This is a genomic window from Cellulomonas taurus (assembly GCF_012931845.1).
Taxonomy (GTDB): domain Bacteria; phylum Actinomycetota; class Actinomycetes; order Actinomycetales; family Cellulomonadaceae; genus Cellulomonas; species Cellulomonas taurus.
The window spans coordinates 1,518,104-1,540,654 of record NZ_CP051884.1; the positions used below are offsets into that span (position 1 = coordinate 1,518,104).

Annotated in this window: 19 protein-coding genes; 12 read left to right on the top strand and 7 right to left on the bottom strand. The window is 71.5% G+C overall.

The window, feature by feature from the left end; translation table 11 throughout:
- Positions 1-4: 4 nt before the first annotated feature.
- Positions 5-1,591, bottom strand: a complete 1,587-nt coding sequence (locus HGK68_RS07015) for an ABC transporter substrate-binding protein (protein ID WP_169165321.1) — start codon at positions 1,589-1,591, stop codon at positions 5-7.
- A gap of 169 nt (positions 1,592-1,760) precedes the next feature.
- Here HGK68_RS07015 and HGK68_RS07020 point away from each other — a divergent pair, with 169 nt between their 5' ends.
- The 6 genes from HGK68_RS07020 (at position 1,761) to HGK68_RS07045 (ending at position 6,987) form a co-directional block, all read left to right on the top strand.
- A complete protein-coding gene (locus HGK68_RS07020; RefSeq protein WP_169165322.1) occupies positions 1,761-2,978 on the top strand; it encodes a metal-dependent hydrolase family protein in 1,218 nt (405 codons plus the stop codon).
- The gene (locus HGK68_RS07025) at positions 2,975-3,682 is read left to right on the top strand and encodes a TetR/AcrR family transcriptional regulator (RefSeq protein WP_169165323.1); all 708 of its coding nucleotides are present in this window, start codon (positions 2,975-2,977) and stop codon (positions 3,680-3,682) included. Before HGK68_RS07020 ends, HGK68_RS07025 begins: the two co-directional genes overlap by 4 nt.
- Positions 3,683-3,715: 33 nt before the next feature.
- A complete protein-coding gene (locus HGK68_RS07030; protein ID WP_169165324.1) occupies positions 3,716-4,273 on the top strand; it encodes a YdeI/OmpD-associated family protein in 558 nt (185 codons plus the stop codon).
- 69 nt (positions 4,274-4,342) lie between these two features.
- The gene (locus HGK68_RS07035; protein ID WP_425483668.1) at positions 4,343-5,035 is read left to right on the top strand and encodes an ANTAR domain-containing response regulator; all 693 of its coding nucleotides are present in this window, start codon (positions 4,343-4,345) and stop codon (positions 5,033-5,035) included.
- Between the two features lie 190 nt (positions 5,036-5,225).
- A complete protein-coding gene (locus HGK68_RS07040; RefSeq protein WP_169165325.1) occupies positions 5,226-6,497 on the top strand; it encodes an ABC transporter substrate-binding protein in 1,272 nt (423 codons plus the stop codon).
- 118 nt (positions 6,498-6,615) lie between these two features.
- The gene (locus HGK68_RS07045) at positions 6,616-6,987 is read left to right on the top strand and encodes a DUF2277 domain-containing protein (protein ID WP_169165326.1); all 372 of its coding nucleotides are present in this window, start codon (positions 6,616-6,618) and stop codon (positions 6,985-6,987) included.
- Positions 6,988-7,085: 98 nt separating this feature from the next.
- On the opposite strand, the gene HGK68_RS07050 is transcribed toward HGK68_RS07045, so the two are convergent.
- The 4 genes from HGK68_RS07050 to HGK68_RS07065 are packed head-to-tail and all read right to left on the bottom strand — an operon-like array spanning position 7,086 to position 11,061.
- Complete coding sequence (locus HGK68_RS07050; protein WP_169165327.1) at positions 7,086-7,874, bottom strand: ABC transporter ATP-binding protein; 789 nt, start codon at positions 7,872-7,874, stop codon at positions 7,086-7,088.
- Positions 7,874-8,743 (bottom strand): ABC transporter ATP-binding protein, encoded by an 870-nt coding sequence (locus HGK68_RS07055; protein WP_169165328.1) that lies wholly within the window; start codon positions 8,741-8,743, stop codon positions 7,874-7,876. Before HGK68_RS07055 ends, HGK68_RS07050 begins: the two co-directional genes overlap by 1 nt.
- On the bottom strand, positions 8,733-9,719 hold the full coding sequence (locus HGK68_RS07060) for a branched-chain amino acid ABC transporter permease (protein WP_169165329.1): 987 nt from the start codon (positions 9,717-9,719) through the stop codon (positions 8,733-8,735). Before HGK68_RS07060 ends, HGK68_RS07055 begins: the two co-directional genes overlap by 11 nt.
- A 7-nt stretch (positions 9,720-9,726) precedes the next feature.
- Positions 9,727-11,061, bottom strand: coding sequence for a branched-chain amino acid ABC transporter permease (locus tag HGK68_RS07065; RefSeq protein ID WP_169165330.1), 1,335 nt, complete (start codon positions 11,059-11,061; stop codon positions 9,727-9,729).
- A gap of 194 nt (positions 11,062-11,255) precedes the next feature.
- On the opposite strand from HGK68_RS07065, the gene HGK68_RS07070 reads away from it, so the two are divergent.
- A complete protein-coding gene (locus HGK68_RS07070) occupies positions 11,256-11,912 on the top strand; it encodes a GNAT family N-acetyltransferase (protein WP_169165331.1) in 657 nt (218 codons plus the stop codon).
- On the opposite strand, the gene HGK68_RS07075 is transcribed toward HGK68_RS07070, so the two are convergent.
- Positions 11,822-12,223, bottom strand: a complete 402-nt coding sequence (locus HGK68_RS07075) for a PaaI family thioesterase (protein ID WP_169165332.1) — start codon at positions 12,221-12,223, stop codon at positions 11,822-11,824. The genes HGK68_RS07070 and HGK68_RS07075 overlap by 91 nt on opposite strands.
- Between HGK68_RS07075 and polA the strand changes: the two genes are divergently transcribed.
- Positions 12,222-14,942, top strand: coding sequence for a DNA polymerase I (polA, locus tag HGK68_RS07080; protein ID WP_169165333.1), 2,721 nt, complete (start codon positions 12,222-12,224; stop codon positions 14,940-14,942). The two genes, HGK68_RS07075 and polA, sit on opposite strands and share 2 nt — an antisense overlap.
- A 79-nt stretch (positions 14,943-15,021) precedes the next feature.
- Here polA and HGK68_RS07085 read toward each other — a convergent pair whose 3' ends face one another.
- Positions 15,022-15,825: a class I SAM-dependent methyltransferase gene (locus HGK68_RS07085; RefSeq protein WP_169165334.1), complete on the bottom strand. Its 804-nt coding sequence runs from the start codon at positions 15,823-15,825 to the stop codon at positions 15,022-15,024.
- Between the two features lie 199 nt (positions 15,826-16,024).
- Here HGK68_RS07085 and HGK68_RS07090 point away from each other — a divergent pair, with 199 nt between their 5' ends.
- From HGK68_RS07090 to HGK68_RS07105, 4 genes are all read left to right on the top strand, one after another.
- Complete coding sequence (locus HGK68_RS07090; RefSeq protein ID WP_169165335.1) at positions 16,025-17,050, top strand: 6-phosphofructokinase; 1,026 nt, start codon at positions 16,025-16,027, stop codon at positions 17,048-17,050.
- 188 nt (positions 17,051-17,238) lie between these two features.
- Positions 17,239-18,741, top strand: coding sequence for a 30S ribosomal protein S1 (gene rpsA / locus HGK68_RS07095; protein ID WP_169165336.1), 1,503 nt, complete (start codon positions 17,239-17,241; stop codon positions 18,739-18,741).
- A gap of 117 nt (positions 18,742-18,858) precedes the next feature.
- Positions 18,859-20,742: an ABC transporter ATP-binding protein gene (locus tag HGK68_RS07100; protein ID WP_169165337.1), complete on the top strand. Its 1,884-nt coding sequence runs from the start codon at positions 18,859-18,861 to the stop codon at positions 20,740-20,742.
- Complete coding sequence (locus tag HGK68_RS07105; RefSeq protein ID WP_169165338.1) at positions 20,739-22,541, top strand: ABC transporter ATP-binding protein; 1,803 nt, start codon at positions 20,739-20,741, stop codon at positions 22,539-22,541. Before HGK68_RS07100 ends, HGK68_RS07105 begins: the two co-directional genes overlap by 4 nt.
- Positions 22,542-22,551: the final 10 nt, after the last annotated feature.

Below are 22,551 nucleotides of genomic sequence, written 5' to 3' on the forward strand. Positions count from 1 at the left end.
CGGGTCAGCCCCGGCCCAGGGCGGCGAAGTGCAGCACGTTGTACTCCAGGACGTTCTGCGCCTCGGCGGCACCGGTGACATCCGGCGTGGTCAGCAGGGTGCTGTTCAGCGACCCGATGGAGAACCAGTAGCGGGTGGCGTTCACCGCGTCGGCGACCGGTGCGTAGGCGGTGACGTCCGCGCTGGCCCGGGCGGTGTCCAGCAGGTCGGTCAGTCCGGGCACCTCGGCGCCGAACAGGTCGAGGCCACCGGCCGGGGTGTAGATGATCGAGGCCCAGGCGTCGGGGTGTCCGGCGTCCGGGAACACGGAGAACACCGCCAGGTCCGGTCCGTCGGTACCCTCGTCGGCGATGCCGTAGATGGTGCCGGCCGAGTAGGCGACCGCCTCCGCCGGGATGCCCGCCGTGCTCAGCCGGGATCCGAGTTCCTCGGCGACCGCCTTGCCGTCGGCGCTAGACCCGGCGTACGCGATCCGCACCGTGCCGGAGGGCGGCGCACCGAGTGCCGACCAGGCGGCGCTGTCGTAGCTGATGCCCTGCTCGTCGATCCCGGCGTCCACCATGCCCTGCGGGAACAGCTGGTCGGTCGGCACCTCCAACGACCCCATCGCCTCGTCGATGATCGACTCCTTGTCGATCCCGGCGAACAGGGACTGGCGGGCCTCCACGCTGGACAGCCAGGCCGACGCCGGGTTCACGTAGATCATCTGCGTGGTGAAGTTGGCGAAGGTGCTGGTGCTGACCTCCTCGCTGTCGGCGAAGGACTCGAAGGAGGTCTTGTTCAGGTTGCCCAGGATCGCGTCGATCTCCCCGCGCTCGAGCTGCAACTGTGCGGCGGAGGCGTTCTCGGCCACCTGCAGTTCGATGTCGGTCAGCTCGGGTGCGTCACCCCAGTAGCCGTCGTAGGCGGTCAGCTCGTACCGCTCGCCGGTCTGGACCCCGGTCAGTTCGTACGGGCCGGTGCCAGCGTCGTGGCTGGTCAGGTAGGTCTGGGCGAAGTCGTCGCCCGCCTGCTCGTCCAGAACGGTGGGGCTGATCATCTTCACGCCGAACGGCGATGCCAGGTAGTCCAGGAACGCCTGGTTCGGTGCGCTGAGCGTGATCACCGCGGTCAGGTCGTCGGGGGTCTCGACGCTGACCACGTCCCCGACCATGTAGGCCGGACCGGCGTCCACCTGGGTGCGCCGCTCGAAGGACTTCTGCACCGCGGCGGAGGTGAAGGCGGTGCCGTCGTGGAAGGTGACGCCGTCGCGCAGGGTGAAGGTGTAGGTCAGTCCGTCGTCCGAGACGGTCCAGTCCTCGGCCAGCTCCGGCACGATCTCCGGGCTCTCGGTGCCGTCCTGGTAGGCGACCAGGCCCTCGTAGGTGTTCTCGATGATGTTCAGCCCCGGGCCGTCGTAGTTCACGTCCGGGTCCGGCGGGGTGGTGTATCCGGTGAGCATGACGGCGGTGAAGACGTCGTCGCCGCTGCCCGCGCCGGTCGATCCGAGGGTGCCGCTCTGGCCGCATGCGGTCAGGGCCAGCAGTCCGGTCAGGGCGGGCAGGGCGAGCAGGAGGGTGCGGGGGCGGCGGCGTGCGGGGCTGGGGGACATGGCATGCCTCTCGGTCGGGCGTCGCGGTGGGAAGGGGAGGGGAGGAGGGGACCCGGGACGCTTTCCTGTCAGTGACCGGAAAAGTAGGCGGCGGTCGTTGCGGGGGAGTGTCCGCGTGTTGCCCGGAGGTAAAATCTGTCGGCGACAGGTAATGCGCTAGCCTGCTCGCGTGACCGACCTCCTGCTGCGGGACACCCGCCTGATCGACGGCACCGGCTCCGCGCCGCGCGAGCACGTCGACGTGCTGATCGCCGACGGACTCATCGCCACCGTCGCCCCCACCGGGCAGCTGCCCACCGGCGAGCGGCTGCGGGTGATCGAGGGCAGGGGGCGCACCCTGCTGCCGGGCTTCCTCGACTGCCACGTGCACGTCAGCACGCTGCCCGGCAAGGACGCGATGGCCGAGGTCATGGCCCCGGAGTCGCTGCTCGTGCTCCGCTCGGTGCCGCACCTGTCCGCGACCCTGGACGCCGGGGTGACCACGGTGCGCGACCTGGCCGGCGCCGACTCCGGGTACCGATCGGCGGTCGATCAGCACCTGGTCCGCGGACCCCGCCTGCTGATCGCCATCCGGATCCTCTCCATCACCGGCGGGCACGGCGACTGGCGCACCGTCGAGGGGCTGGCGCTGGACACCGGACCCGGCGCCGGGGCGATCGCGGATTCACCCGCGGAGTTCGTCCGTGCGGTGCGCGAGGTGCTCCGTCAGGGGGCCGACTGGGTCAAGGTCGCCGCCACCGGAGGGATGGGCAGCCCCGGCAGCCACCCGGAGTCCGGCGGACTGAGCGAACCCGAACTGCGGGCGGTGGTCGCCGAGGCCGAGCGGCACGGCGGTGTCGGGGTGGCCGCGCACGCCCAGGGTGCCGCCGGGATCGCCGCCGCCGTCCGATCCGGGGTCCGCAGCATCGAGCACGGCTACCAGATCGACGACCCGACGATCGATCTGATGGGGGAGCGGGGCACCTGGCTGGTGCCCACCCTGTCCACCCTGACCCGCCCGCTGTCCGACGGTCTCGCCCCGTGGGTCGCGGTCAAGCGCCGCACCATGAAGGAGCAGGCGAGCGAGCGCCTGCACGCCGCGCTGAGCGCCGGGGTCCCGGTGGCGCTCGGCACCGACGCCGGGATCGCCCCGCACGGCACCAACCTCACGGAACTGGGGCTGCTCGTCGACCACGGGCTGTCCCCGATGGCAGCCCTGGTCGCCGGGACGTCCGGTGCCGCTCGGATGCTGGGGCTGGACGATCAGGTCGGCAGCATCGTCCCCGGCATGCGTGCGGATCTGGTGCTGACCGACGTCGACCCCGTGACCGAGATCACCGCCCTCGCCGACCCGGACCGGATCACCCTGGTCGTCCAGGACGGCCGCGTCGTCAAGGAGCTGCGATGACCACCACCCCCACGCCCCGTCGCCGGGGCCGCCCGCGTTCGGCCCCGCGACCCGACTCCGGTCTGTCTACCCGGGAGGAGATCCTCGCCGCCGCCGCCCGCCTGTTCGGCGAGCAGGGCTACACCGAGACCACCACCCGGCAGATCGCCGACGCGGTCGGGATCAAGCAGGCGTCGCTGTACTACCACTTCCCGGACAAGAGCCAGATCCTGCGCTCCCTGCTCAAGGGCACCGTCGCCCCGTCGGTGCAGTGCGCGCTCTGGCTGCAAGGGCGCACCGACGACCCGGCCGTCGCCCTGGCCGCGCTCACCCGCTACGACCTGGACGGCCTGCTGCGCGACCGGTGGAACCTGCACGTGGTCTACCGGCTGCTGGACATCGCCGAGACCGAGTTCGCTGAGACCCGGGAGAGCCAAGTCGCCCTGCGCGGGCACTACCGCGACCTGTCCGCCGCGACCCTGGCCCGGCACGGCACCGACCCCGCGGCGCTGTCGGACGCCGACCTCGAACTGCCCTTCGGCCTGGTGGAGGGGATCATCTCGCAGCGCCAGTGGGGGGACGACGGTACTCGGGGTGCCTACGCCGAGGCCGTGGTGCGCGGCTGCCTGCGCCTGGTGCACGTCCCCGAGGCCGCCATCGCCGCCACCGTCGCCGCGGGGGTCGCGCTGGCCGAGGAGTTCCGGGCCGAGACCGGCGAGGACTGACGCCGTGTCGGTGTCGGGCGGCACGATGGGGGCATGGCCGCCGACGACCCGTTGATCCTGCCCGACGTCGCCGCCTGGCGTGCCTGGCTGGACGTCCACGAGTCGGCGTCGGACGGCGTGTGGTTGCTGCTCGCCAAGAAGGGCACCACGGACCCGACCAGCATCTCCGCCGCGCAGGCCCTGGACGAGGCGCTGTGCTCGGGCTGGATCGACGGTCAGCGACTCGGCCGGGACGAGACCACCTTCCTGCAGCGCTATACCCCACGCCGGGCCCGCAGCCTGTGGTCGGCGCGGAACGTGCAGTACATCGCGCGGCTGACCGCGGCGGGCCGGATGCGCCCGCGCGGGCTGGCCGAGGTCGCCGCCGCCCAGGCCGACGGTCGCTGGGACCGTGCCTACGCCGGGCAGTCGACCATCGAGGTGCCGCCGGATCTGGTCGACGCACTCGCCGCGGCACCCGGTGCCGCCGAGGCGTTCGCCGCGCTGGCGAAGTCCGAGCGCTACTCCGTCCTGCACCAGGTGGTGACCGCGGCGACCCCGCGGACCCGGGCGGCTCGGATCGCCCGCTGGGTCGCCCGGCTCACGCCATGACCTGCCGTGCGCGTTCTCACAGCGGCAGAATCCGGCACCCGGGCGGCCCGAGGACCTAGAATCCTCAGCGTGAGCACCCAGGACGCAACCCCGAACGAGGTCGCGGAGTCGGCAGACGCCGCTCCGCTCGACCTCGACATCCCCACCAAGACCGAGCAGAAGGCCGCCGAGCCGGAGGCCCGCCCGGCCCGTCGTGCCGTCGTCGCCGAGGACGAGGCCCTGATCCGGATGGACGTCGTCGAGACGCTCCGCGAAGCCGGGTTCGACGTGGTCGGCGAGGCCGGCGACGGCGAGCAGGCGGTCGCCCTGGCCACCGAGCTGAAGCCGGACGTCGTCGTGATGGACGTCAAGATGCCGGTCCTGGACGGGATCTCCGCCGCCGAGCGGATCGCCAAGGCCCACCTGGCGCCGGTGGTCCTGCTGACCGCCTTCTCCCAGACCGAGCTGGTCGAGCGCGCCCGCGACGCCGGTGCGATGGCCTACGTCGTCAAGCCGTTCAGCCCGGCCGACCTGCTGCCCGCGGTGGAGATCGCCATCTCCCGCTACGCGCAGATCACCGCGCTGGAGTCCGAGGTGGCCGACCTGGCCGAGCGCTTCGAGACCCGCAAGCGCGTGGACCGGGCCAAGGGCCTGCTGATGACCAAGATGGGTCTGTCCGAGCCGGAGTCCTTCCGGTGGATCCAGAAGACCTCGATGGACCGTCGGCTCACCATGCGCGAGGTCGCCGACGCCGTGATCGACCAGGTAGGCGGCGCTTCCTGACCCTGACCTGACCCTCGGAGCTCACCGCGGAGCCCGGCCCGTCCACACCGGACGGGTCGGGCTTCGTGCGTTCCGGGCCGCGAACATCACGAATCCGCAACAACTCTGGTTGAGACACAGCCGACACACGGGTGACACACGTCACCCCTAGCGTCGCCGCCATCGTCACTCTCCCAGAGGGGTTCTCCGCATGATCCGTACGACACATGCCCTGCAGGTGGCCGGGCTGGCCGGTGCCGTGGCCCTCGTGCTCACCGCGTGCAGCAGCAGCTCCGACGACGCCGGGTCCGGCTCCACCAGCACCGGCGGCGGCTCCGGTGACGGCAGCCCGCTGATCGTCGGCACCCTGCTGCCGCAGACCGGCACCCTGGCCTACCTCGGCCCGCCCGAGGTGGCCGGCGTCAACCTCGCCGTGCAGGAGATCAACGAGGCCGGCGGTGTGCTCGGCTCCGACGTCGAGGTGGTGCACGCCGACTCCTCGGACGCCGACCACGGCGAGGTCGCCACCCAGTCGGTGACCGACCTGCTGTCCCAGGACGTCCAGGTGATCATCGGCGCCGCGTCCTCCTCGGTGACCTTTAATGTCGTGGACGACATCACCGGCTCCGAGGTCGTCCAGATCTCCCCGGCGAACACGGCCACCGGGCTGTCCGGCTACTCGGACTACTACTTCCGCACCGCCCCGCCGGACACCGTCCAGGGCGCGGCGCTGGGCAACCTGATTACCGGCGACGGCAAGGCGAACGTCGGCATCCTGGTGTTCAACGACGACTACGGCACCTCGCTGCGCGACGTGGTGAAGACCACCGTCGAGGACGCCGGCGCCACGGTGGTCTACGGCAACCCGGGCGAGGAGTTCGACCCGGCCGCCTCGTCCTTCGCCACCGACGTCACCGCGCTGATGGCCACCAACCCGGACGCGATCGTGATCCTGGCCTTCGAGCAGACCAAGCAGATCATCCCCGAGCTGGTCGCCGCCGGGGTGGACCCGTCCACCATCTACATGGTCGACGGCAACACCGCCGACTACTCGGCGGACTTCGAGCCGGGCACGCTCGAGGGCGCCCAGGGCACCATCCCGGGTGCGTTCCCCAGCGACGACTTCCAGGCCCGGTTGAAGGAGGTCGACCCCAACCTGACCGACTACGCCTACGGCCCCGAGTCCTACGACGCCACGATCCTGGCGGCGCTGGCAGCGGTGAAGGGTGGCGGCACCGACGGTCCGACCATCCAGGCGAACCTGGCGGCGGTGTCCGGAGCGGACGGCGGCGAGGAGTGCACGACGTTCGCCGATTGCGTCACGATGATCGACGACGGTGACGACATCCACTACGTCGGCCAGGCGGGCATCGGCCCGTTCAACGAGGACAACGACCCGTCCAGCGCCTTCATCGGGGTCTACCAGTACGGCGCCGACAACAAGAACGTCTGGGTCAAGGCGGTCGAAGGCTCCGTCGACTGACCCGATCCCCACCCGCCGAGTGCGGACGAAAGCACCCTTCCCAGCCCGGGAACCGTGCATTCGTCCGCACTCGGCGCTTGTGTGGCCGGAGGCATCGGGCGGGCCTAGCGTGTGCCGCATGTGCCGGAACATCACCACGCTGCGCGGGTTGGAACCGGCCGCGACCGACGAGGAGATCGAGGCCGCGGCGCGTCAGTTCGTCCGGAAGGTCAGCGGCGTGCAGTCGGTGAGCGCGAGCACCGCCGAGCCGATCGAGCGGGCGGTCGAGGAGATCGCCGCGATCGTGACCCGGCTGCTGGACGAGTTGCCGGACCGGCGCCGACCACCGGCGACCGTGCCGCCGCTGCGTCGGCCGCAGGTGCGGGCGCGGCTGGGCCTGGGGGAGTTCCCGGACCCGCAGCACGACCACGTGCACGACCACGACCACGACCATGCGCACGACCGCGACCACCAGCACGAGCCGCACGATCGCGCCCACGCGCGCAGGTGACCCCCGGACACGCGACGACGCCGAGTGCGCGGCACCACGGGTGTCTCGGGCGAGACCTCCCCGCGTCCTGCGCACTCGGCGTCGGTGACGCCCGGCACTCAGTCCTCCGTGCGCGCCTTCCGGGCCGCGTCCACATCGGTGGCCAGCGTGCCGAGGTACAGCTCGATCACCTTCGGGTCGTGCATCAGCTCGCGCCCCGGCCCGGAGTAGGCGTTCGACCCCTGGTCCAGCACGTACGCGCGGTCGCAGATCTGCAGGCAGCGGCGCGCGTTCTGCTCGACGATCACCACCGACACCCCGGCCCGGTTGATCCGCCGGGTGCGCAGGAAGGTCTCGTCCTGCCGCACCGGTGACAGCCCGGCGCTCGGCTCGTCCAGCAGCAGCACCTTCGGGTCCATCATCAGCGCCCGGGCCATCGCGACCATCTGCCGCTCACCACCGGACAGCGACCCGGCGCGCTGTCGCCGTCGTTCCCCGAGCACCGGGAACAGGTCCACGATGAACTCGAAGCGTTCGGCGAACCGCTTCGGCGACTGGAACAGCCCCATCTCCAGGTTCTCCTGGATGGACAGCGACGGGAACACGTTGTTGGTCTGCGGGACGAACCCGACCCCGCGCCGGACCAGTGAGTCGGCCCGGTGGTTGGTGATGTCCTCCCCACCCAGCGTCACCGTCCCGGACCGGATGTTCACCAGTCCGAACAGCGCCTTGAGCAGGGTGGACTTCCCGGCACCGTTCGGCCCGATGATCCCGACCAGCTCGCCGGGGTGCACGACCAGATTGCAGTCGTTGAGGATGTTCACCCCGGGCAGGTAGCCGGCGATCAGATCGGTGGCGGCCAGCAGCGGCTCACCCTCCGGCGCGCCCCGGTGCACGAGTGTGGTCATCACAGTCCCTCCAGCAACGCGTCGTCGCCCAGATCGGTGTCGTGGTGGGCACCCAGGTAGGCGTCGATCACCGCCTGGTCCGCCATCACCACGTCCGGTGGTCCCTCGGCGACGATCCGGCCCTCGGCCATCACCACCACCCAGTCGGAGATGTGCCGGACCATGTGCATGTCGTGCTCGACGAACAGCACCGTGGTGCCCTCGTCCCGCAGTGCCTGGATGTGGCCGAGCAGCGACTGGGTCAGCGCGGGGTTCACCCCGGCCATCGGCTCGTCCAGCATCACCATGGTGGGCCGGCTCATCAGGGCGCGGGCCATCTCCAGCAGCTTGCGCTGGCCGCCGGACAGCGAACCGGCGTAGTCGTCGCGCTTGGTGTCCAGCTTGAACCGGGCCAGCAGTTCCTCGGCCTGGGCGGTGATCTCCCGTTCCCGGGCGCGCCACAGCGGGGGGACCAGCGCGGTGAACAGGTTCTCGCCGGGCTGGTGCCGGGCACCGAGCCGCATGTTCTCGATCACGGTCATCCGGCTCAGCGCCTTGGTCAGCTGGAAGGTGCGGACCATGCCGGAGCGGGCCACCTTCGCGGCGGACACCCCGGACAGCGAGCGGCCGTCGAAGGACCAGGTGCCGGTGGACGGCCGGTCGAATCCGGTCAGCAGGTTGAACAGCGTGGTCTTCCCGGCGCCGTTCGGACCGATCAGCGCGGTGATCCCGCCGCGCTGCACCTCCAGGTGGTCCACGTCGACGGCCGTCATGCCACCGAACTGGCGGCGCACCCCGTCGGCGACCACGATCGCGTCCGGCTTCGGCACCCCCGGCACCGGATCGACGAAGGTCAGGTCGGCGGTCACCAGATCGCGGTCAGCGCACATTGATCGCCAGCTCCTTCTTGTCGCCCAGGATGCCCTGTGGTCGGAAGATCACCAGCAGCATCAGCGTCACGCCGACGATCACCCAGCCGAACTGCTCGATCTGCTCCGTGCGCATCACCGACTCCGGTACCCCGGCCCGCATCACCGATTTGATGAGCATCAGCGACACCCAGAAGATGATCGACCCGAGCACCGGCCCGAACACGGTCGCGGCGCCGCCCAGCAGCAGGATCGTCCAGACGAAGAACGTCATCGGGCGGCCCATCGAATCCGGCTGCACCGCGCGGGGGAGCACATAGATGATCCCGGCCAGCGCCCCGATCACCCCGCCGAGCACCAGCGCCTGCATCTTGTACGCGTAGACGTTCTTGCCCAGGGATCGCACCGCGTCCTCGTCCTCGCGGATGCCCTTGAGCACCCGGCCCCAGGGCGAGCGGATCAATGCCCAGATCAGTAGGCAGGCCAGGGCGACCAGCGCCCAGCCGACGATCCGCACCCACCAGGAGTTCGACGCGTTCATGGAGTACTCGAACGGCCCGATGGCGACATTCCCGTCGGCGAACGGCGATGCGTCCTGGAACGTGTGCTTGTAACTGTTGCCGCGCAGCCCCGAGGAGGCGCCGGTCAGCTCGGTCAGCGCGGTGGAGCGGCCGATCAGCCGGACGATCTCCGCGGCGGCGATGGTCACGATCGCGAGGTAGTCCCCGCGCAGCTTCAGGGTCGGAATGCCCAGCAGCAATCCGAACAGCGCCGCCGCCACCAACGCGATCAGCACCGCCGCCCACAGCGGCCAGCCGGCGATGGTCGAGATCGCGAAGCCGTAGGCACCGATCAGCATGAATCCGGCCTGGCCCATGTTCAGCAGCCCGGTGAGGCCGAAGTGCACATTCAGCCCGATCGCTGCCAGCGCATAGGCGGCGGTGGTCGGGGCGAAGATCTCGCCAGCGGTGTTGACGAGGATGCGTGTCCAGTCCATGTCGCTCCTAACCGATCCGCTCGGCGCGGCCGAGGATTCCCTGCGGCCGCAGCAGCAGGACGAGGATGAGAATGAGCAGCGCGCCGGCGTAGCGCATGTCGCTCGGAATCACGAGGTTGGACATCTCGACCACCAGGCCGATGACGATGGACCCGACCAGGGCACCGAATGCCTGGCCGAGACCGCCGAGGGTCACCGCCGCGAACATCAGCAGCAGCAGCGCCCCGCCCATGTTCCAGTTGGTCGCGTTCAGGTACAGGCCCATCAGCACGCCGCCGAGGGCCGCCAGCGCGCCGCCGATCACCCAGACCAGCCGGATGATCCGTTCCACCGTGATCCCGGAGGCGGCGGCCAGTGCCGGGTTGTCCGACACCGCGCGGGTGGCGCGGCCGACCCGCGTGCCGAGCAGGAAGTACGCCACCGCGCCGAGCACCAGCACCGCCAGCACCAGCGACACCGCGGAGGTCACGCTCATCCGCACCGAGCCCAGCGTCAGCATGGTCGGGTTGGTCGTGACGATGCGGAGCTGCCCCCCGCCGAAGAAGAACTGGTAGGTGTACTGCAACGCCATCGACAGACCGATGGTCACGATCATCTGCTGGGTGGTGCCGACCCGGCGCTTGCGCAGCTGGTGCCACAGCCCGGTGTCCTGCACCCAGCCGGAGACCCCGCCCAGCAGCACCGCGAGCAGCCCGGAGACCAGCAGCGGCAGGCCGAGGATCTGACAGCCGACGTAGGCCAGGATCGCCCCCAGGGTCACCTGCTCGCCGTGCGCGAAGTTGCTCAGCCCGGTGGTGCCGTAGATCAGCGACAACCCGACCGCGGCCAGCGCCAGCAGCACGCCGAACACCAGGCCGTTCACCGCCTGCTGCAGCACCCGGTTCGAGCCGCCCCCGCCGGAGGTGGACTCGGCCTGCGGGGCAGTCGTGGCGCTGGCACTGGGCTCCGGTTCCGCGGCGGTCGGGGCGCCCAGTGCGAACAGTGCCCCGGACGAGGACCCGAGCTGCACGGTGACCGTGCGCGGGTTGGCGGCGGGATCACGGAGCTGTTCCCCGGCCGGGAGGGTCGCCGGGTCGAGGGTGACGGTGTACTCACCCGCCTCGGTCACCGGCGCCGACCACTTCCCGTCCGGCCCGGTGGTCACCTCCACCGTGCCGCCGGGGCCGGACACCTCCAGCGTGACGCCGGCCGCCGGTTCCCGGGCCGAGGTGCTGAGCGTGCCGTTGATGCAGCCGGTGGCGGGATCGGTGACGCACGGGGCGGTCGCCGCCTGCGCGGCGACGGGGGACAACCAGAGAAACGCGAAGACGAGCAAGAACAACGAGGTCGCGGCTGAGCGCACCTGGTCCTCCGTCCGGTCGGGTCACCAGTGACTGGCCTGTGAACCCGGCAGACGCTAGGGACAGCGTGTGTCCACGGCGTTTCCGTCGTGTTGAGGGCGATGAGTTTCTGCGGCGACTAGGCAGGAGGACCCCGGGTTTGCCATGATGCCGGGGCCACAGCAGCGGGGGATGACACGAGGAGGTCGCGGACACCATGCGCTCAGCAGCGGTCGTACGCCCGGCCCGTCCGCAGGACGTCGACCCGATCATCGACCTCTGTCTGGCCGCCCGCGCCGAGTCGCTGCTCGGCTCCCAGCTGTGCACCGACGACCCCGAGCGGCTGCGCCACCAGGTCGGCGCCCTCGCCGTCGAGCCCGGTGCCGTCGCGCTGGTCGGGGAGCTGGACGGCCAGGTCCAGGGCCTCGTCCTGGCCCGGGTGGTGGGCCCCAGCCTGTTCACCGACGAGGTGTCGGTCGCCATCGAGGCGGTGTACGTCGGTGAGTCCGCCCGGCGCCGCGGCATCGGTCACGCCCTGTTGGCCGGGGTCGCCGAGGCCGCCGAACAGGTCGGTGCGACCGAGGTCTACGCGGTGCCGTTGCCCGGCGCACGCGGGGTGCTGCGGTTCCTGTCCCGGCTCGGCTTCGCCCCGGCGGCGGCGCACCGGGTGGTCAGCACGGAGGCGTTGCAGCGCCGGCTGTCCGGCGAGGCGGGTCCGCGTGCCCGGGGGATCGACGACCTGGTCGCCCGGCGGCGCGCCGCCCGCGCCGGTCGGGCGGAGAGTCAGTCCCGCGGCCTGGCGTCGATCAGCATGCAGGTCAGCCGCGCGGTGGCGACCCGTCGACCGCGCGGGTCCTCGACCACCACCTCGTAGGTCGCCAGGCTGCGGCCGCGATGCAGGGCGGTGGCCGTGCCGATCACCTCACCGTCCGTCGCCGACCGGTGGTGGGTGACGTTCAGTTCGACGCCCACCGCTCGCCGGCCGACCTCCTCGGCGTGCACGTTGGCCGCGTAGGAGCCCAGCGTCTCGGCCAGCGCCGCGCTCGCCCCGCCGTGCAGCAGCCCGAACGGCTGGGTGTTCCCGGCCACGGGCATCCGGCCCACCGTGCGATCGGCGCCGACCTCGTCCAGGGTCATGCCCATCCGGGTCATCAGGGTGTGGTCCGGGAAGGTGCTGTCGGTCATGGCGGATAGGTTGTCATCCGTGACTGCTGCGACGCGACCGCGACTCCTGCTGGTGGACGGCCACTCGATGGCCTACCGCGCCTACTTCGCCCTCCCGGTGGACAACTTCGCCACCGTGACCGGGCAGCCCACCAACGCGGTGTTCGGCTTCGCGTCCATGCTGGCCAACCTGCTCCGGGACGAGGAGCCCACCCACGTCGCAGTGGCCTTCGACCTCGGCCGGGTCACCTTCCGCACCGAGCGCTACCCCGAGTACAAGGCGACCCGGGACGCCTCGCCGGAGCCGTTCCGCGGCCAGGTCGACGTGATCCGGCAGCTGCTCGGCACGATGAACGTCCCGGTGCTGACCAAGGCCGACTACGAGGCCGACGACATCCTCGCGACGCTCGCCCGTCAGGGGTCGGCGGCCGGGATGGACGTGCTGGTCTGCACCGGCGACCGGGACGCCCTGCAGATGGTCAACGACCAGGTCACGGTCCTGTACCCGGTCCGGGGGGTCTCCGAGCTGGCCCGGATGACCCCGGCGGCGGTGCAGGAGAAGTACGGCGTCCCGCCGCACCGGTACCCGGACATCGCGGCGCTGGTGGGGGAGTCGTCGGACAACCTGCCCGGCGTCCCCGGCGTCGGCCCGAAGACCGCCGCGAAGTGGATCACCGCCTACGACGGCCTGGACGGCGTGGTCGCGCACGCCGGTGACATCACGGGCAAGGCGGGCGAGTCGTTGCGCACCCACCTGGATCAGGTGGTGCTGAACCGCGAGCTGAACCGGTTGGTCGACGACCTCGAGCTCCCGCTCGGCCCGGACGACCTGATCCGCCGCCCGTGGGACCGCCCCGCCGTGCTGGAGCTGCTGGAGGAGCTGGAGTTCCGCGGCCAGCTCCGGGAACGGCTGCTGGCGGTGGCACCCGGCGACGACGGCGGCCCGGACGGCCCGGTGGACGAGCCGCTGACCGCCGTCGGACCCGAGCTGGTCACCCCCGCCGCCGGTGGACTCGGGTCGTGGCTGTCGGCACACGCGGGCCAGCGCTTCGGCGTCGACGTCCAGGGCTCGCACGCCCCCTCCGGCGGTGACGCCTGGGGGATCGCCCTCGCCGCCGGTGGTCAGGCCGTCGCCTATGACCTGCTCCGGATCGACCCGGCGGACGAGCAGGCCCTGGCCGCGTGGCTGGCCGACGCCGACGCCGCCAAGGTGGTGCACGCGGCCAAGGAGGCCTGGCACGCGCTGACCGGCCGCGGGCTGTCACTGGCCGGGGTGGTCTTCGACACCGAGCTGGGCGCCTACCTGTGTCAGCCGGAGCGGCGCGGCTACGACCTCGCCGACCTGGCGCTGGCCTACCTGCACCGGGAGCTGACCCCGCCGGAGTCGGACCAGCCGCAGGGTGCGCTCGACCTCGGGCTGGACGGCGACGACGAGCAGCTGCGCGCGGCGATCCGTGCCGCGGCGGTGCTGGACCTGGCCGACGTGCTGGCCCAGCAGCTCGACGACCGGGGCGCGAGCCACCTGCTCACCGATGTCGAGCTGCCGCTGGAGGGCGTGCTCGCCGGGATGGAGCACATCGGCATCGCGGTCGACACCGACTACCTGGCCGAGCTGGAGCAGCAGTACGACGCCACCGTCCAGCGCGCGGCGGCGGAGGCGTACGCCGCGATCGGTCGGGAGGTGAACCTCGGCTCGCCGAAGCAGCTGCAGGAGGTGCTCTTCGACCAGCTGGACATGCCGAAGACCAAGAAGACCAAGACCGGGTACACCACGGACGCGTCGGCGCTGGCGGACCTGTTCACCAAGACCCAGCACTCGTTCCTGGCCGCGCTGCTCGCCCACCGGGACGCGATCAAGCTCCGGCAGACCGTCGAGGGCCTGCTCCGGTCGGTCGCCCCGGACGGCCGGATCCACACCACCTTCCAGCAGACCATCGCCGCCACCGGCCGGCTGTCCTCCACCGACCCGAACCTGCAGAACATCCCGATCCGCACCGAGGCCGGACGGCAGATCCGCCGGGCGTTCGTCGTCGGCGACGGCTACGAGACGCTGCTGACCGCCGACTACTCGCAGATCGAGATGCGGATCATGGCCCACCTGTCCCGGGACGAGGGCCTGATCGAGGCGTTCCGTGGCGGCGAGGACCTGCACAGCTACGTCGGCTCCCGGGTGTTCAACGTGCCGACCGACCAGGTGTCCAGTGCGCAGCGGTCGAAGATCAAGGCGATGAGCTACGGCCTGGCCTACGGGCTGTCGTCCTTCGGGCTGTCCCAGCAGCTGACGATCCCGGTCGGCGAGGCGGCCGCGCTGATGGAGGACTACTTCCACCGGTTCGGCGGGGTCCGCGACTACCTCGGCACCGTGGCCCAGGAGGCGCGCGGGGTGGGCTACACCGCGACGATCCTCGGCCGGCGCCGCTACCTGCCCGACCTGACCAGCGACAACCGGATCCGACGCGAGTCCGCGGAGCGGATGGCCCTGAACGCCCCGATCCAGGGCTCGGCGGCCGACATCATCAAGCTGGCGATGCTCGGCGTGCAGCGGGAACTCGTCGCCCAGCAGCTGAAGAGCCGGATGCTGCTCCAGGTGCACGACGAGCTGGTCCTGGAGGTGGCCCCCGGCGAGCGTGACGCCGTCGAGGCGCTGCTCCGCGAGCAGATGGCCTCCGCCTACCCGCTGGACGTCCCGCTCGACGTCTCGGTCGGACAGGGGCACTCCTGGCACGAAGCGGGCCACTGACCGCCAGGCCCCCCGCTCCGCCGACTGCCGGCGCGTTTCCCGAGGGAGTGACTCGACCAGCACTGGGCGAGCGCCGGGGTCAGGGCTTGTGCGCCACCAGGATCGCGGTGCCGGGGATGTGCTCGCCGCGGAGCCGGCTCCAGCCGCCCCACGTGCGGTCGTGCCCGTCGGGCCACTCCGGCTCCACCAGGCGGTCCAGCACGAAGCCCGCGCCGACCAGCTCCGCGATGTGGTCGCCGAGCGTCCGGTGGTACTCGGCGTACAGCACCCGCCCGGCCGCGTCGGTCTCCACGTACGGTCGCCGGTCGAAGTAGGACCGGTCGGCGGTCAGCCCGCGCTCGGAGGGGTCGTCCGGGAACGCCCACCGGATCGGGTGCGTCACCGAGCACACCCACCGACCCCCGGACCGCAGCACCCGGAACGCCTCGGCGTGCACCCGCTCCGCGTCCGGCACGAACGGGATCGCGCCGTAGGCGGTGAACACCGTGTCGAAGCTGGCGTCCGGGAACGGCAGTGCTCGGGCATCGGCCTGCACCAGCGGGAACCCGCCGCCGATCCGCGCGGCGGCCGCCATCATCGACCCGGACACGTCGGTGGCCACCACCTCGGCGCCCTGACCGGCCAGCCAGCGTGCGCACTGCGCCGCCCCCGACCCGACCTCCAGCACCCGTCGACCGCGGACGTCGCCGAGCAGCCGGGCGTCCACCTCGCGCAGTCCCTCCGGGCACCAGCAGAAGTCGTCGTCGCCCAGGAACTCGCCGTGCTCGTCCAGGTACTCGGCGGCGTTCGCGTCCCACCACAGCCGCCCGGCCCCGGTCGCCGCGGCATCGGCCACCTCGCGGTACCCGGCGTCGGCCATCGGACCCGGCTGGTCTGCAGTCATGCCCCGACGGTAGACGACCTCGCTGCGTCGCCCCGGGGCCGTGAGACCCCGGCGCGCCCTCGACGCACTGGCCTTGACCACGCCGAACACGCCGCGGGACCTCCGACTCATCGTGGCGGCCCCGGACCCGGATAGCCTGGTCACACCCGCGCGCCGCAGCCCGGGCCATCCCCCCACCGACCATGAAGGAGCTTTCAGCGTGCGAGTCGGACTGCTCACCGGAGGCGGCGACGTCCCGGGCCTCAACGCCGCGATCCGAGCCGTGGTGAAGCGTGGGGAGGGGGAGTACGGCCACTCGATCATCGGGTTCCGCAACGGATGGCGCGGTGTGGTCGACGGCGACATCATCCCGCTCACCCGCAGCCACATCCGCAACGTGCTGCCGGTCGGCGGCACCCTGCTCGGCACCGCGCGGTTCCACCCGCACTCGGCGGACGGCGGCATCGACGCCGTGATGTCCACCCTGGAGGCCGAGCGGATCGAGGCGCTGATCTGCATCGGCGGCGACGGCACCCTGCACGCGGCCTCCAAGGTCGCCGAGGCCGGGGTCAAGATCGTCGCGATCCCCAAGACCATCGACAACGACGTCTGGGGCACCGACCGCTCGATCGGCTTCGACACCGCGGTGGAGATCGCCACCGAGGCGCTGGACCGGGTGCACACCACCGCCGAGTCGCACAACCGCGTGATGATCGTCGAGGTGATGGGCCGTTCCGCGGGGTGGATCGCCGTCACCGCGGGCATCGCCGGTGGCGCCGAGCTGGTGCTGGCACCGGAGGAGCCCTTCGACATCGAGAAGGTCGTCAAGTTCCTCAAGCACCGGCACCGTGCGCACGCGAACTTCTCCATCGTGGTGGTCGCGGAGGGCGCGATCCCGGCCGAGGGCACCGCGATGAGCTACGACGCGCCGGTGGGCAAGTTCGGGGAGATCGTCGCCGGCGCCATCGGCGACCGGGTCAAGCAGGAGATCGAGCAGCGCACCGGCTTCGACACCCGGGTGACCGTGCTGGGCCACGTGCAGCGCGGCGGTTCGCCGGTGCCGGCCGACCGGATCCTGGGCAGCCGGTTCGGTGTCGCCGCGATCGACGCGATCAGCCGGGGCGAGACCAACGTGATGACCGCGCTGCACGGCGAGGACATCGCGCTGGTGCCGTTGTCGGAGATCGCGGGCAAGGTCAAGCACGTCCCGCGGGATCTGCTGGACGTGGCGCGCGCGCTGGCCTGAGTGTCGGCTTTGACCCACTGTCACAACCGTCGGTAGGATGGTCGGCGGTGTCGCGTGCCCGCGCGGGTCAATCCGTGCGACGGCGATCACCAGCACCATCCAGTACGAACCCGGACCACCGCCACCCGGCGGAGCGGCCCGATCCCTGTCCGCACAACGTCTCTGTCCGCATCGGAGCCCACCCCTACATGAGCATCTCCACCCCCGCCAAGTCCGGCACCCCCCAGGTCGCGATCAACGACATCGGTTCCGCCGAGGACTTCCTCGCCGCTGTCGACGCGACCATCAAGTACTTCAACGATGGCGACATCGTCGAGGGCACCATCGTCAAGGTCGACCGCGACGAGGTCCTGCTGGACATCGGCTACAAGACCGAGGGCGTCATCCCGTCCCGGGAACTCTCGATCAAGCACGACGTGGACCCCGGTGAGGTCGTCCAGGTCGGCGACGCGGTCGAGGCCCTGGTCCTCCAGAAGGAGGACAAGGAAGGTCGTCTGATCCTGTCCAAGAAGCGCGCACAGTACGAGCGCGCCTGGGGCACGATCGAGAAGATCAAGGAGGAGGACGGCGTCGTCACCGGCACCGTCATCGAGGTCGTCAAGGGTGGCCTCATCCTCGACATCGGCCTGCGCGGCTTCCTGCCCGCCTCGCTGGTGGAGATGCGTCGTGTCCGCGACCTCGCGCCGTACGTCGGCAAGGAGATCGAGGCCAAGATCATCGAGCTGGACAAGAACCGCAACAACGTGGTCCTGTCCCGCCGTGCCTGGCTTGAGCAGACCCAGTCCGAGGTCCGCTCCACCTTCCTGCAGACCCTGCAGAAGGGCCAGGTCCGTCCCGGTGTCGTGTCCTCCATCGTCAACTTCGGTGCCTTCGTGGACCTGGGTGGCGTCGACGGTCTGGTGCACGTCTCCGAGCTGTCCTGGAAGCACATCGACCACCCGTCCGAGGTCGTCGAGGTCGGCCAGGAGGTCACGGTCGAGGTCCTGGACGTCGACTTCGACCGCGAGCGGGTCTCGCTGTCGCTGAAGGCGACCCAGGAGGACCCGTGGCAGGCCTTCGCCCGGACCCACGCCATCGGCCAGGTCGTCCCGGGTAAGGTCACCAAGCTCGTTCCGTTCGGTGCGTTCGTGCGCGTCGAGGACGGCATCGAGGGTCTGGTGCACATCTCCGAGCTGGCCGTCCGCCACGTGGAGGTCCCGGAGCAGGTCGTGCAGGTCGGCGACGACGTCTTCGTCAAGGTCATCGACATCGACCTGGACCGCCGTCGGATCTCGCTGTCGCTGAAGCAGGCGAACGAGGGCTTCGACCCGACCTCCGAGGACTTCGACCCGGCCCTGTACGGCATGGCGGCGGAGTACGACGAGGAGGGGAACTACAAGTACCCCGAGGGCTTCGACCCGACCACCAACGAGTGGCTCGAGGGCTTCGACGCTCAGCGTGAGGCCTGGGAGGGCCAGTACGCCGAGGCGCACGCCCGGTGGGAGGCGCACCGCAAGCAGGTGCTGGACGCGACCAAGGCTGACGCCGAGGCCGCCGCGGGTGAGGTGGCAGGCTCCTCGTCGAGCTCGTCCTCCTCGACCCCGTCCTCCAGCAGCAGCTCCTACTCCTCGGCTCCGGCCCAGGAGGCCACCGGCACCCTCGCCTCGGACGAGGCGCTGGCTGCTCTGCGGGAGAAGCTGACCGGTAACTGATTCCGGTACGCATCACGGTCCGAGGGGCCGGTCACCTGCGGGTGGCCGGCCCCTCGGCCTGTCTGTACCCCATGAGAAGATCCTGAGCAGCTCGTTCGCCGACCAGGAAGGCCTGTCGTGCCACCCCGCTCCACCCCGCGTCGTCCCGCCACCCTGACCGGATCGGTGACCCGACGTTCCGCCCTACTGCTCGGTCGCGGCATCGCCTCCCAGCCGGGCACCTACGTGCTGGCGATCGGCACTTCGGCCGCCTTCGGCGCCTTCACCGTGGCGGTCAGCCGGGTGCTGGGCTGGGCGACGGACACCGTCGTGGTCCCCGCACTGGCCGGAGACGCCGAGGCGCGCGGCCGGATCTGGCTCGCCGGGGGTGCTCTGGCGCTGGTCGCCCTGTCGTTGGCACTGTCGGTGGCCGGGCGCCGGGTGTTCGCCGGGATCGGCGTCTCGGACCAGCAGGCGATGTGGCGGCGCGGTGTGACCCGGCAGTACCTCGCCCTGCCGATGTCCTGGCACCGGCGGCACCCGACCGGGCAGCTGCTGTCCAACGCCTCCTCCGATGTGGAGGCCGCGACGAACGTGTTCAACCCGCTGCCCTTCGCCCTCGGTGTCGTGGTGATGATCGGCGTCGCCGCGGTGGCGCTGTTCACCACCGACCCGTACCTGGCGTTGGCGGCGCTGATCGTGCTGCCGCTGGCCGTGCTGGCGAACGTGTTCTTCCAGCGCAAGATGTCGCCGGCGGTGACCCGGGCGCAGGAGCTGCGCGCCGAGGTCGCCGACAACGCGCACGAGTCCTTCGAGGCGGCGCTGCTGGTCAAGGCGCTGGGCACCGAGGACCGCGAGGAGCGGCAGTTCGCCGGCCGCGCCGACCAGCTGCGCGCGGCGAACGTCCGGGTGGGCGTGGTCCGGGCGTACTTCGACCCGGTGATCGACATGCTGCCCAGCCTGGGTTCGCTGCTCGTCCTGGTGGTCGGCGTGTGGCGGGCGACCACCGGTGCGGTGAACACCGGTGACATCGTCTCCGCCGCCTACCTGCTGACCCTGATGGCGGTGCCGGTGCGGGCCTTCGGCTGGGTGCTCGGTGACATCCCGCGCGCCCTGGTCGGGCAGGAGCGGCTGGCCCGGGTGGTCGACGCCGAGGGCCAGATGCGGCCCGGCTCCACGCCGCTGACCCGGACCGGGGAGGGCGCCGCGCTGCGGATGTCCGGCGTCGGGGTCGAGGTGCCCGGACCCGCCGGTCCGGTGGCGATCCTGCGGGACGTGCACGTCGACGTGGCCCCCGGCCGGGTGGTCGCGGTGGTCGGCTCCACCGGCGCGGGGAAGACGACGTTGGTGTCGTTGGTGCCCCGGCTCTCCGACCCGACCACCGGCCGGATCGAGGTCGACGGCATCGACGTGCGCGACCTGGCGGCGGACGACCTGACCGCCCAGGTGGTGCTGGTCGGGCAGCAGACCTTCGTCTTCGAGGACACCGTGCGCGGCAACGTCACGCTGGCCGATCCGGGCGACGCCGGGGCGCCGACCGACGACGAGGTGTGGGACGCGCTCCGGCTGGCCCGGGTGGACGGCGTGGTGCGCGACCTGCCCGGCGGGCTCGACGCGCCGCTGGGCGAGCGCGGGTCCAACCTGTCCGGCGGGCAGCGTCAGCGCCTGGCGATCGCCCGCGCACTGGTGCGACGACCCCGGCTGTTGATCCTGGACGACGCGACCAGCGCGGTCGATCCGCGGGTGGAGCGGGACATCCTCACCGGCCTGCGGTCGCACACCGGCGGTGCCGGGCCGACGGTGCTGCTGGTCGCGTACCGGATGAGCTCGGTGGCCCTCGCCGACGAGGTGCTGCACCTGGAGAACGGCCGGGTGGTCGATCACGGCACCCACGGTGAACTGCTGGAGCGCGACCCCGGGTACCGGGCGCTCGCGACCGCCTATGAACAGGAGTCGGAGCGACGGGCCGAGGCCCGGGCGGACGCGCTGGACGACGAGGCGATGGCGGGGGACGAGCGATGAGCGCGACCGAGGGGCAGCGCGCCCTGGGCGACACCGAGCAGCTGGGGGTGCTCGGCACCCTGCGGCGCGGGGTGCAGGTGTCGCCACAGCTGGTGCAGGGGATCGGGATCACCTTCCTGCTCGCGGTGATCGCGGCGGGCGGCAAGGTCGTCGTGCCGATCGCGGTGCAGCAGACCATCGACTCCGGTGTGCTCGCCGACGGCGGACCGGACGTCCAGCGGGTGCTGGTGCTGGTCGCCGGTGCGGCGGTGGCGCTGGTGATCGGCGGGGTGTGCTCCGCCGCGGTGAACATCCGGCTGTTCAAGGCATCCGAGGCCGGACTCGCCGCCCTGCGGGTGCGGGCGTTCCGCCATGTGCACGACCTGTCGGTGCTGACCCAGAACACCGAGCGCCGTGGCTCGTTGGTGTCCCGGGTGACCAGCGACGTCGACACCATCTCCCTGTTCGTGCAGTGGGGCGGGATCATGCTGGTGGTCTCGGTCCTGCAGGTCTTCGTGGCCACCGTGCTGATGGCGATCTACTCCTGGCAGCTGGCGCTACTGGTCTGGCTCTGCTTCCTGCCGCTGGCCGTCGCCCTGCACCCGCTGCAGAAGAAGGTGAACGCCGCGTACACCCGGGTGCGTGAGCGGGTCGGCGCCATGCTCGGCGCCGTCTCCGAGTCCGTGGTGGGCGCCGAGACGATCCGCGCCTACGGCGTGCAGCGCCGGACCCAGCGCACGATCGACTCCCGGGTCGACGACACCCGGAACGCCCAGGTGCGGGCGCAGAACACCGTGTCGCTGGTGTTCTCCTCCGGCGTGCTGGTCGCGAACCTGGTGCTGGCGATCGTGGTCGTGGTCGGCAGCTACCTCGGGATCGGCGGATCGCTGACCGTGGGCAAGCTGCTCGCCTTCCTGTTCCTGGTGCAGCTGTTCACCGGCCCGGTGCAGCAGGCCACCGAGGTGCTGAACGAGCTGCAGAACGCGGTCGCCGGGTGGCGCCGGGTGCTCGGCATCATCGACACCCCGGTGCAGGTCCCCGACCCGGGTCCGGCCGGGGTCCCCTCGCCGCGTGGTCCGGCCGAGGTGCGCCTGGACGGGGTGCGGTTCGCCTACCCGGGTGGTCCGACCGTGCTGCACGAGGTCGATCTCGCGCTGCCCGCCGGTCGCTCGGTCGCGGTGGTGGGTGCCACCGGGTCCGGCAAGACCACCATCGCCAAGCTGGTCACCCGGCTGATGGACCCGGTGGACGGCGCGGTGCGGCTGGACGGGGTGGACCTGCGCGAGATCCGGGCCACCGACCTGCGTCGCCGGGTGGTGATGGTGCCGCAGGAGGGCTTCCTCTTCGACGCCACGCTGGCCGAGAACCTCGCCTACGGGCTGCGGGACGGCGCGGCGCCGGACGACGCCACCCTGCTCGCCGCCCTGGACGAGCTCGGCCTGCGCGACTGGGTGCGCGAGCTGCCCGCCGGGCTGCACACCTCGGTGGGGCAGCGCGGCGAGTCGTTGTCGGCGGGGGAGCGGCAGTTGGTCGCCCTGGCCCGCGCCTACCTCGCCGACGCCGACCTGCTGGTGCTGGACGAGGCCACCTCGGCGGTCGACCCGGCCACCGAGGTGCGGATCGCCCGCGCCCTGGACTCGCTCACCTCCGGTCGCTCCACCATCACGATCGCGCACCGGCTGTCCACCGCCGAGGCCGCCGACCTGGTGGTGGTGGTCGACGCCGGCCGGGTCGTCGAGTTCGGACCGCACGACACCCTGGTCGCCGCCGACGGCGTCTACGCCTCGATGCATGCCGCCTGGGTCGCCCAGACCCGCTGACCGCCCATGA

What these genes read in the sequence shown, in the direction of transcription:
- polA (WP_169165333.1), top strand. Translation starts at nt 12,222, where the DNA reads ATGGCGGATAGGTTGTCATCCGTGACTGCTGCGACGCGACCGCGACTC.
- HGK68_RS07085 (WP_169165334.1), bottom strand. Translation starts at nt 15,825, where the DNA reads ATGACTGCAGACCAGCCGGGTCCGATGGCCGACGCCGGGTACCGCGAG.
- HGK68_RS07025 (WP_169165323.1), top strand. Translation starts at nt 2,975, where the DNA reads ATGACCACCACCCCCACGCCCCGTCGCCGGGGCCGCCCGCGTTCGGCC.
- HGK68_RS07050 (WP_169165327.1), bottom strand. Translation starts at nt 7,874, where the DNA reads ATGACCACACTCGTGCACCGGGGCGCGCCGGAGGGTGAGCCGCTGCTG.
- HGK68_RS07105 (WP_169165338.1), top strand. Translation starts at nt 20,739, where the DNA reads ATGAGCGCGACCGAGGGGCAGCGCGCCCTGGGCGACACCGAGCAGCTG.
- HGK68_RS07045 (WP_169165326.1), top strand. Translation starts at nt 6,616, where the DNA reads ATGTGCCGGAACATCACCACGCTGCGCGGGTTGGAACCGGCCGCGACC.
- HGK68_RS07055 (WP_169165328.1), bottom strand. Translation starts at nt 8,743, where the DNA reads ATGTGCGCTGACCGCGATCTGGTGACCGCCGACCTGACCTTCGTCGAT.
- rpsA (WP_169165336.1), top strand. Translation starts at nt 17,239, where the DNA reads ATGAGCATCTCCACCCCCGCCAAGTCCGGCACCCCCCAGGTCGCGATC.
- HGK68_RS07040 (WP_169165325.1), top strand. Translation starts at nt 5,226, where the DNA reads ATGATCCGTACGACACATGCCCTGCAGGTGGCCGGGCTGGCCGGTGCC.
- HGK68_RS07070 (WP_169165331.1), top strand. Translation starts at nt 11,256, where the DNA reads ATGCGCTCAGCAGCGGTCGTACGCCCGGCCCGTCCGCAGGACGTCGAC.
- HGK68_RS07060 (WP_169165329.1), bottom strand. Translation starts at nt 9,719, where the DNA reads ATGGACTGGACACGCATCCTCGTCAACACCGCTGGCGAGATCTTCGCC.
- HGK68_RS07015 (WP_169165321.1), bottom strand. Translation starts at nt 1,591, where the DNA reads ATGTCCCCCAGCCCCGCACGCCGCCGCCCCCGCACCCTCCTGCTCGCC.
- HGK68_RS07030 (WP_169165324.1), top strand. Translation starts at nt 3,716, where the DNA reads ATGGCCGCCGACGACCCGTTGATCCTGCCCGACGTCGCCGCCTGGCGT.
- HGK68_RS07075 (WP_169165332.1), bottom strand. Translation starts at nt 12,223, where the DNA reads ATGACCGACAGCACCTTCCCGGACCACACCCTGATGACCCGGATGGGC.